The sequence below is a fragment of the Actinomadura montaniterrae genome, assembly GCF_008923365.1.
Classification (GTDB): Bacteria; Actinomycetota; Actinomycetes; order Streptosporangiales; family Streptosporangiaceae; genus Spirillospora; species Spirillospora montaniterrae.
Map to the genome: position 1 here is coordinate 1 of NZ_WBMR01000370.1, position 6,215 is coordinate 6,215.

Here is a 6,215-nt window from a genome sequence, read left to right on the forward strand (position 1 = left end):
GGCGACGAGGCGTCCCGGCACGGCGCCGAGCAGGCGCGGCTGCGCGCGGACGCGCCGTCCGGCGAGCCGCCCCGGTCCCCGGCGATGGCGACGATCGAGCGGCTGCGCGGCGCCGTCGACCGCGGCGGCCGGGTCTGGATCGGCTACCTCGACCAGCAGGGCCAGGCGTCCAGCCGGATCGTCGAGCCCGTCCGGGTCGAGGGCGGCTTCCTGACCGGCTACGACGCGACCCGCGCCGCCGTGCACCGGTTCGCGCTGCACCGCATCACCGGCGTCGCCGAGCTGGACGACGAGGCCTGAGGGAACCGGCGGACGTCCCGTTCTGTCCAACCATGTGCGCTATCGGGCGGTACCGTGCCCTCAAGCGCGAGGAGGCATTGCGGTGAGCGGATACGGAGGGGTGCCCCCCGGCTGGCACGACCCCTACGGCGGCTACGGCGGGACGCCCGGGTGGGACGACCCCAGCGGCTACGGGCACCAGGGCCAGCCGTACGGGCCGCCCGGCGTCCCCCACGCGCCGGCGAACAACGGCTCCGCGATCGCGGCGCTGGTGTGCAACTGCGTCGTGGCGCTGATGTGCTGCAACATCGTCGCGATCCCCGGCATCGTCACGGGCGCGCTCGCCCTCGGCCGGGTGCAGACCGACCCGGCCTCGGCCCGGCGGCTGACGATCTGGAGCTGGTCGCTGTTCGCGGCGTCGCTGGTGATCGGCGTCATCATCGCCATCGTCTACTTCGCGATCATCCTCACCCACGACCCGGACTACTCCTCGTCCAGCGGCGTCTGAGCCCCGGGGCGCGCCCCGGCCGCCGCGTGACGCAATATCCGGGCCGGGTCCGGCGTTGAACAGTGCGGTCCCGTCCGGAACGCGCGACGCGCCGGCACGCCTCGGGTAGCGTGCACGGCGTCCGGACGAGCCATCGCGATCATCGACGGGGGCTTCTGCATTGACCGACGGTCCGCTCATCGTCCAATCCGACAAGACGCTGCTGCTGGAGGTCGACCACGAGCTGGCCGGCGCCTGCCGCAAGGACATCGCCCCGTTCGCCGAGCTCGAACGGGCGCCCGAGCACGTCCACACCTACCGGGTCACGCCGCTCGCGCTGTGGAACGCCCGCGCCGCCGGGCACGACGCCGAGCAGGTCGTCGACACGCTGATCAAGTACTCCCGGTACCCGGTCCCGCACGCACTGCTGGTGGACGTCGCCGACACGATGGCGCGGTACGGGCGGCTGCGGCTGGAGAAGCACCCCGTCCACGGGCTCGTCCTGTCCTCCTCGGACCGCTCGGTCCTGGAGGAGGTGCTCCGCGCCAAGAAGGTCAAGGGCATGATCGGCGACCGGGTCGCCGACGACACCGTCATCGTCCACCCGAGCGAGCGCGGCTCCCTGAAGCAGGCGCTGCTCAAGCTCGGCTGGCCCGCCGAGGACCTCGCCGGCTACGTCGACGGCGAGGCGCACGCCATCTCCCTCGACGAGGACGGCTGGGAGCTGCGCTCCTACCAGCGCGACGCCGCCGAGGCGTTCTGGCACGGCGGGTCCGGCGTCGTCGTCCTGCCGTGCGGCGCCGGGAAGACCATCGTCGGCGCCGCCGCGATGGCCCGCGCCGAGGCGACCACGCTGATCCTCGTCACCAACACCGTCTCCGCGCACCAGTGGAAGCAGGAGCTGCTGCGGCGCACCTCGCTCACCGAGGACGAGATCGGCGAGTACACCGGCACGAAGAAGGAGATCCGGCCGGTCACCATCGCCACCTACCAGATCATGACGACGCGCCGGAAGGGCGTCTACACGCACCTGGAGCTGTTCGACGCCCGCGACTGGGGCCTGGTCGTCTACGACGAGGTCCACCTGCTGCCCGCGCCGATCTTCCGGATGACCGCGGACCTGCAGGCCCGCCGCCGCCTCGGCCTCACCGCGACGCTCGTCCGCGAGGACAACCGGGAAGGCGACGTGTTCTCCCTCATCGGCCCGAAGCGCTACGACGCGCCGTGGAAGGACATGGAGACGCAGGGCTGGATCGCGCCCGCCGACTGCGTCGAGGTCCGCGTCACCCTCACCGACTCCGAACGGCTCGCCTACGCCACCGCCGAGCCGGAGGAGCGGTACCGGTTCTGCGCCACCACCGACACCAAGACCAAGCTCATCCAGGCGCTCGTCGACCGGCACCGGGGCGAGCAGACCCTCGTCATCGGCCAGTACATCGACCAGCTCGACGAGCTCGGCGCACTCCTCGACGCCCCGGTCATCAAGGGCGAGACGCGGGTCCGCGAGCGCGAGCGGCTGTTCGACGCGTTCCGGTCCGGCGAGCTGAACGTGCTGGTCGTGTCGAAGGTCGCGAACTTCTCCATCGACCTGCCGGAGGCGAGCGTCGCCGTCCAGGTGTCCGGCGCGTACGGGTCGCGGCAGGAGGAGGCGCAGCGCCTCGGCCGCCTCCTGCGGCCCAAGGCGTCCGGGCAGGGCGCCCGCTTCTACGCCGTCGTCGCCCGCGACACCCTCGACCAGGACTACGCCGCGCACCGGCAGCGGTTCCTCGCCGAGCAGGGCTACGCGTACCGGATCGTCGACGCCGACGCGATCCTCGCCGGCGAGGACATCTGACCGTCAGAGTGACCTGAGCGGCCGAAGGGCCCGGCGTCGCGCACGCCGGGCCCTTCGGTGTCCGCGGTGTTCCAGATGCCGCGGTGGGTCGCCGCAGTCGGTCGTGACGGTCGGTCGTCGCGGTCGGTCGCGTCAGCGCATGTAGGCGATCCCGTCGATGCAGACGATCGGCCGCCCCGACGTCCCCGCCACCACGACCTTGATGGTGTGCTTCCCGCTGGCGCTCCACGACCGCGTCCAGATGAGCTGCCGGTACGCGAGCTTGGACGCGCGGGTGTCGAGCGTGCCGACCTTCGCGCCGTCCACGTAGACGACGACCGCGCCGACGTTCGACTGCCGCTTGACGACCAGGCCCGCGCTGCGCCCGGTGAACGTCCAGCTGGCGCTCGCGCCCTTGCTGCCGCTGTAGAGCCCGTACCCGCCGAGGTAGGAGCTGTTCGTCGTCTTCTTCCAAGTCCCGGTGCGGGTCGACTGGCCCTCCGGCATGAGCGCGACGCTCCGGGAGATGCCGGACGCCGCGGTGTTCCCGGCGGCGTCGGCGGCGGTCAGCGACCACGTCTGCGCCGCGCCCGGCTTCGCCGTCGCGGCCCAGCTCGTCGTGGTGCCGGCGAACGTCTTGGCGGCCGGCGACGTCGCCTTCACCGAGGTGAGCAGCGCGTTGTCGGTGGCCTTCCAGCCGAGCGTGACGGGAACGGCGGTCGTGTTGACCGTCGCCCGGCGCAGCGCCAGCGCCGGCGGCGTCGCGAAGACGGGCTTGGTGACGTCCGCGACGACCGTGGACGCAGGCGAGTCCGCGGTGCTGCCGTCGCTGTACTTGGCGTGTACCACCACGCTGTGCGTGCCCGGCTGCAGTGTCAGCGCCGCGGACGACGCACCGGCGGCCGGCGTCGCCGCGACCGTCCCGTCCACGCGGACCTCGTACGTCGCCCCCTCGACCGGCTTCCATCCGACCGTCACGGAGCTCTTGGTGTAGTAGCGTCCGCCCACGTTCGTCGCGCCCGTCAGCGTGACGGCCACCGCCGGGGTGGTGAGCGCCTTCGCGGCGGTGCGGATCGCGCCGAGCTTGGCGTACAGCTGCGCACCCGGGCACGCCGTGGCGAACCCGTCACGGTGCCCGGAGATCGTGTAGAACGACACCTTCTCGCCGTACGGGTACTTCCCGCCGGTCCCGTTCGGCGCCATCGACGTCAGCGTCGTCTTCCCCGCCGGGTCGACGCCCGTCAGGCCGAGCTTCCACGCCGCCACCTTCGCGACGCCGTTCAGCGCCGCCTGCGTCGGCGCGACGCCCGCCGGCGTCTCGTTCGCGTTCGTGTAGGTGCCGAGGACGGCTATCCCGGCTGTGTCGGTGTTGAACCCGTAGGTGTGGGCGCCGTGCACCGGACGGTCGACGCCGCCCCCGCGGCCCTCGTACACGGTGCCGCACTTGTCCACGAGGAAGTTGTAGCCGATGTCGTTCCAGCCCTCGCTCTTCACGTGGTACAGGAAGATCGACCGCACCACGGACGGCGCCTCGGCACACGTGTAGGAGTTGCCGGTGTCGGAGTGGTGGACGAACACCGCCTTCACCGACGTGTCGTACTCCGGCGGGTCCTTCACCAGCGACTCGTCGGCGCCCCACGCCGCCCGCGACACCATCGCCGGCTTCGGCGCGGTCACCGCGGTCGCGGCCGTCGTCCGCTCCGACGGTGCCGCCGTGGTCGCGGTCGGCGTCGGCGTCGCCGTCGTCGCCGTCGTCGGCGACTCGGAAGGCGTCGGTTCCTCGCCGGCGGGCGCGGACGGTTCCGGAGTCGCGCTCGACGAGTCGCCCGGAGCGGGCGAGTCGATCGGATCGGCGGCAGCGGCCAGCCGTGCGTCGGTGCCGCCCTCACCGGCGGCCCGCGGACGGGACGTCCCGCTCCCGACCGTCCCCTTTCCCGGGTCGACGAGGTCGACGCGCAGCCCGGCCGGGAGCGTCCGGCCATGCCCGGTCACCCGCACCTCGACCCCGTTGGAGGGACCGACCCACAGCCCGCTCGTCCCGCCGCGGCTCCCCCGCGCCGCGCCCTCGCGGGCGTCGGGGGCGTCCTCGGTCTCCGGCTCGACCTCGCGCCATCCCGACCAGCGTCCGGACGCGGCGTCCCGGGTCCGGACCCGGACCGTCCCGCGCAGCTCCGACCGCGGCTTGTCCCACGTCACGCCGAGGAGGCTGAACGGCTCGGTGGACGCGGCCGGCAGCCCCGCCACCTTCTTCGCCGCGGTACCGGCCGTCATGTCCCGCAGCGCGTACTGGCGCACCTGCCCGGGACTCGGCTTCCCGCTCGCCGACGTGGTGGCGTCCGACCCACTGGAGACCAGGTAGGTCACCGTTCCCGCGACCACCACCGTGGCCACGGACGCACCGACCAAAGTACGCCTGAGCATGTTTCTCCGATCACGACCCGGGCCGCTGCATCACCGGCCGGCATCCCCGCACCCGAACCTGCTTTCTACACCACCAGCGCTCCGGGCCTCGCAATTGTCACGCAATTACCACGGAGAAACAATGCGGTGACTCAGCGTCCTGGCAGAGGCGGCTGCCGGGGGGCGTCCACCGGACGCCCGTGGGCGGTGACGAACGCCGCAACGCCCGCGCCCGTGATGACCAGAGCCATCAGCAGCGCCAGGAACCAGCCGACGTCCAACGAGGCGTGGAACTCCTTCTCGAGGATCGCTCTCACCACAGGGGGAAGCGCACGGGGCTGACCGTCGAGAACCGCGGACTTGGCGGCGTTCAGGCGCGTGACCACGAGGCCCAGTGACGCTATGCCGAGCAGTCCTGGAATCGTCGCCGCCCCGGCGAGCCGTCCGTTCCGGAGGACCGCCCCCAGCACGCCGAGACCGCCGGCCGCCAGGGCGCACAGCAGGGTCAGATAACCCCAGCCGACGCTGCCCTCGAACCCGTTGTACGACCTTTCGATGGTCTGCGCGGCACTCGGCGAAAGGCCCTTCTCCTGCAACGACACCCGCACCCAGGGCAGGATCGTGGAGACCACCAGCAGGACCGCCGCTCCCGCGATCACCAGGCCGAACCAATTCAGCCCGCGCCCACGCGTCGCCTGAGGTCCGGCCGGCCCGTAGGGAGGTGCCTGCTGGTATGGAGTTCCCTGGTAGCCAGGCGCCGGATATCCGGCTACTTGCGGGCCACCCGGCTGCATTCCCGGAGGCGGACCTGGCGGTGCTCCGGGCGGCGTCCCGGGCGGGCCGAATGGCTGCGCGAAATTTCCCGGGGGCTGGGTCTGGCCCGGCTGCGGAGGCGGAGTGCCCCACTGCGGTTGGACTGGCTCGTGCGGCTCGCTCATGTCGGCAGGCGTCCTCACTGGGGCTGAGGCGGACGACGGAACAGTCGGAGAGCCCACCCTACTCTAACGAACAGCCGTGTCTGGATGACGTTCCGCCATCGGGAGGCCGCCCGATCGCCCTGAAAATGGAAGAGGCCCCGCCGTGATCGGCGGGGCCTCTTCGCAATATGTGTCCGGCGGTGTCCTACTCTCCCACACGGTCTCCCATGCAGTACCATCGGCGCTGAAGGGCTTAACTTCCGGGTTCGGAATGGGACCGGGTGTTTCCCCTCCGCCATAACCACCGAACGCCTCACGC

At 72.0% G+C, this 6,215-nt stretch carries 5 protein-coding genes and 1 rRNA gene; 3 read left to right on the forward strand and 3 right to left on the reverse strand.

The genetic code is table 11. The features are described 5' to 3' along the window. From F9B16_RS48675 to F9B16_RS48685, 3 genes are all read left to right on the forward strand, one after another. Positions 1 to 300, forward strand: a 300-nt coding sequence (locus tag F9B16_RS48675; RefSeq protein ID WP_404800598.1) for a WYL domain-containing protein, incomplete at its 5' end; no start/stop codon positions are given. An 82-nt stretch (positions 301 to 382) separates the two neighbouring features. Beyond that, positions 383 to 787: a DUF4190 domain-containing protein gene (locus F9B16_RS48680; RefSeq protein ID WP_151547060.1), complete on the forward strand. Its 405-nt coding sequence runs from the start codon at positions 383 to 385 to the stop codon at positions 785 to 787. A 160-nt stretch (positions 788 to 947) separates the two neighbouring features. Next, the gene (locus F9B16_RS48685) at positions 948 to 2,600 is read left to right on the forward strand and encodes a DNA repair helicase XPB (RefSeq protein WP_151547061.1); all 1,653 of its coding nucleotides are present in this window, start codon (positions 948 to 950) and stop codon (positions 2,598 to 2,600) included. Between the two features lie 132 nt (positions 2,601 to 2,732). On the opposite strand, the gene F9B16_RS48690 is transcribed toward F9B16_RS48685, so the two are convergent. The 3 genes from F9B16_RS48690 to rrf form a co-directional block, all read right to left on the reverse strand. Further along, complete coding sequence (locus F9B16_RS48690) at positions 2,733 to 4,970, reverse strand: peptidoglycan recognition protein family protein (protein WP_225992640.1); 2,238 nt, start codon at positions 4,968 to 4,970, stop codon at positions 2,733 to 2,735. Positions 4,971 to 5,131: 161 nt separating this feature from the next. Continuing rightward, the gene (locus F9B16_RS48695) at positions 5,132 to 5,638 is read right to left on the reverse strand and encodes a hypothetical protein (RefSeq protein ID WP_151547063.1); all 507 of its coding nucleotides are present in this window, start codon (positions 5,636 to 5,638) and stop codon (positions 5,132 to 5,134) included. Between the two features lie 450 nt (positions 5,639 to 6,088). Further along, a 5S ribosomal RNA gene (gene rrf / locus F9B16_RS48700) occupies positions 6,089 to 6,205 on the reverse strand. Positions 6,206 to 6,215 lie beyond the last annotated feature (10 nt).